General features: G+C 42.9%; 1 protein-coding gene. It reads right to left on the bottom strand.

The features are described from left to right. A partial coding sequence (locus MJZ25_16405; GenBank protein MCQ2125757.1) for a hypothetical protein occupies positions 1-3,139 on the bottom strand: 3,139 nt, incomplete at both ends.

Here is a 3,139-nt window from a genome sequence, read left to right as displayed (position 1 = left end):
TTCCGAGAGCCATGGAAAGATCCATTGGAGAATCTTTTCTGAGGTCAGCAGGGGATAGGGATTGAAGCACTCTTTCTGAAGGGAAATCAAGTCCTGAGTTTGTGAATGCATAGCGGATTCTTTCGCGGGTTTCCTTTACTGTAGAATCTGCAATTCCTACGATGTCATAGGCCGGGATTCCGCGTCTGAGATCTGTTTCAACCTGAACGATAGTTCCTTCGTAGCCGAATGGAGAGAAAGTATAGACTTTAAGCGGTTCAGCAGGTCTGTTGAGTTCTGCTTCCTTATCGAATACAAAATTTGGTTTTTCAACACCAAGGATGTATTTGTCAGCATTTTCATAAAGTTCCTTGTAGGCAGCGAGGACGTTCTGAGCATGTTCATCGTTTTCCTTGAGTCCCTTTACGAAATTGTCACCGATGTAGAAAGAAGGTTTTCCTTCTGTTTCCGTGAAGATACCTGCTCCCTGACCTTCCTTGTCATCAAATACGATGTCACCAGGAATGTTGAGTCCGATATATGGGCTTAATCCTTTTTCCTTGAGTTCTGCGTATTTCAATACAGCCTGTTCTGCAGTAAGTCCTGTAACAGCTTCAAATTCAGCACCGATTCCAAGATCCAGGTTAGCAGTGTCGTTTACGAAGAAGTTGTATGGCTTTGATTCTTTTACTGGTTCTTCTGTCTTTACCTGATTGTAGGTTTCAGACTTGAGAAGCTTGTCGTTGAGGTAAATCTGGGCGTTATCAACGCTTGTGATTTCACCTGAGAGAATCATTGAAGCGAGTTCTTCTGAAATGGAAGAGCATTCTTCATGTGCTTTAGCTGAAAGTTCCGTATTTCCTGATTTTTCTGCAGTTTCAATGAAATTATGAAAGTCCAGGGTTGCCCACAGTGTTCGGTCAACGGTTTCTTTCTTGAGTTCATATTCTGAAACTTCAAAAGTTGCTTCATTTTCTGCCCACTGTTCAGTTTCTTTTTTTGTACGTTCAAAAACTGCACTTGGAACAAGGAATTCTGTTCCTTCAAGACTTGCAGGGGCAAAAAATACATTGAGTTTTTCCCATGAAAGTTCTTTTGCAGCTTCCTTTGGAGCATATTCAGCAAAGTAGTCTGGATGTTCTGAGTAGAGCATCTGTTCGATTGTTGCGTTTGCAGGAACATGGTAGTCCATTTCGATGTAAGGAATCTTCATGATTTCTTCGAGGGAAGTTGAACCCCATTCAGACATCTGAAGGTCTCCGTTGAGGATGTTGTAGCCGAATCCGATTCCGTCCGAGTCGATTTCTGAGAGGAAAATCTCTGTGTCACCGAGGAAGTAGCGGAAACCTACAGTATGTGTTCCGTCTTCATTGATGAGTTCACTGTCAGTGTTGATTCTGCGGTAAGTGTCGGCGATTTCCTTCATCTTGTTCCTGAAGAATTCACCTTCTTCGCCTTCAGTAAGTTCCATTGTGAATTTGAACTGTGCAGGCGGAATTACCTTTTTACAGAGTTCAATGTCTTCTGGAGTGAGTTCAGTTTCTTTTGTAACAGATTTGTTATCTGATGTAACACTCTGTTTAAACTCTTCACGTTCCTCTTCAGACATTTCAGTTTCCTGGAATGGCTTGAAGTATCTTTTGTCCTTGAAGACAGTCCATTCGTCCATATTCTTTTCCAGGATTGCTCCGCGGATAATGGATTTCATGCCTGCGTATGACAGTGGTTCTCTTGCAGTTTCGTTGAAAGAACTGTCATATTCAAACTTTCCGACACCGCCGCCTGTTTCCCTGTAAAGCCAGACGTATTTGCCTGTGACCTTGTTGTGAAGGATTGTGTCTTCCTCATCGAATGTCATGTCTGAATCGATGAATTCCTTGAGAGGGATTTCATTGTCTGAGTGGACTTCGGTAGTTGTTTCAGGAGGTGTAACTGCCTTTGTGTTTTCTGAAACTGACATTCCCTTTTCAGCACATTTGTCCTGAAGGAGCTTTTCTGCATAGGCGGTCATGTTTACGTTTGCAGGGAACTTTTCCCAGATTCTTCTGAGTTTTGCCCAGTCGATTGAGTTATAGGTCTTGTAATCTTCTGCATTCATGGCCTTCTGTGCATTGCGGCTTGGGAGGTAGAGTTCTGAAACTGCCATCTTCTTAACTTCGTTGGCTGTGTATTTGAGGAATTCACTTCCTGCAACATCGCCTGAGGCAAAAGGATATTCGTTGAGGACTTTTGTAAATACGTCGTTCATTGAACTGTCATAGGCATCCTTTACGCCATCAAGGGCATTTTTAAGCATCTCATCAACACGGTCTGCTTCTGTTGCTTCAATGAGCCATTTCTTGTGAAGTTCCTTGTATTCGTTCTGGGCCTTATCAAGATCTTCCATCTTTTCCTTGAGGGTGGCCTTGAGGTTCTGGGTTGCTTCTTCAACAGTCTTTTCAACGAACTGGCGTTGAGAATCTGTTACTCCAGGGAAGTAAAGCTGGGTTTCGAGGGCGTTCAATGCTTCGATGAATTCATCGTGTGAACATGTTGAGCGGACATAATCGAATACGGAGCCGTTTCCGTCTCCGATGTCATAGCGGCTTGGTTCATAAGAGAATGTGTCTTCAGGATTGTTTGGATTCGGAATGTTGAAGAACTTGAAGTTTGTCTTGTCGTAGCCGAACTGGATTCCCTTGTCTTCTTCAGGAAGCTTGTCATCCCTTTCAAGATCCCAGTAGTTGTCTGCAGAGCCGTATTTTTCTTCTGCATACTTCTTGCGGTTGTGGAATTCAGAGTCTGCCTGTAAAAGGATTTCGTTGAATTCCTTTACTGTGTAGACCTTGTTTTCTGAAGGGAATTTAGGGCTTTCTGATGAGTACATTACGACATAAGGAATCTTCTTTTCTTCGTATTCCTTCTTGATTCTGTCCTGTACCTTTTCGTACATTTCAGGAAGAAGCTTGTACTGAACGTCGCGTGTGTATGCTTCATCAGCGGAATACCATTTGTTCCCCTGAACATGGCTTTCGTGATTAAGGTCAAAGTTCTGGACGATGGCCATTACTTCCTTGTTTCCGTTGCCGATTTCAGCCATGATTTCATCAACCATAGGACGGAACCATTTTTCATAGCGTGCGTTCTTCTGTTCTACAGTTGTTCCGTTTTCCTTTTCTTC

Origin of the sequence: Fibrobacter sp. (assembly GCA_024399065.1) — a bacterium.
In the GTDB taxonomy this organism is placed as follows: Bacteria; Fibrobacterota; Fibrobacteria; order Fibrobacterales; family Fibrobacteraceae; genus Fibrobacter.
Note: the sequence above shows the minus strand (reverse complement) of the source record. Positions and strands in the feature narration are given on the sequence as shown.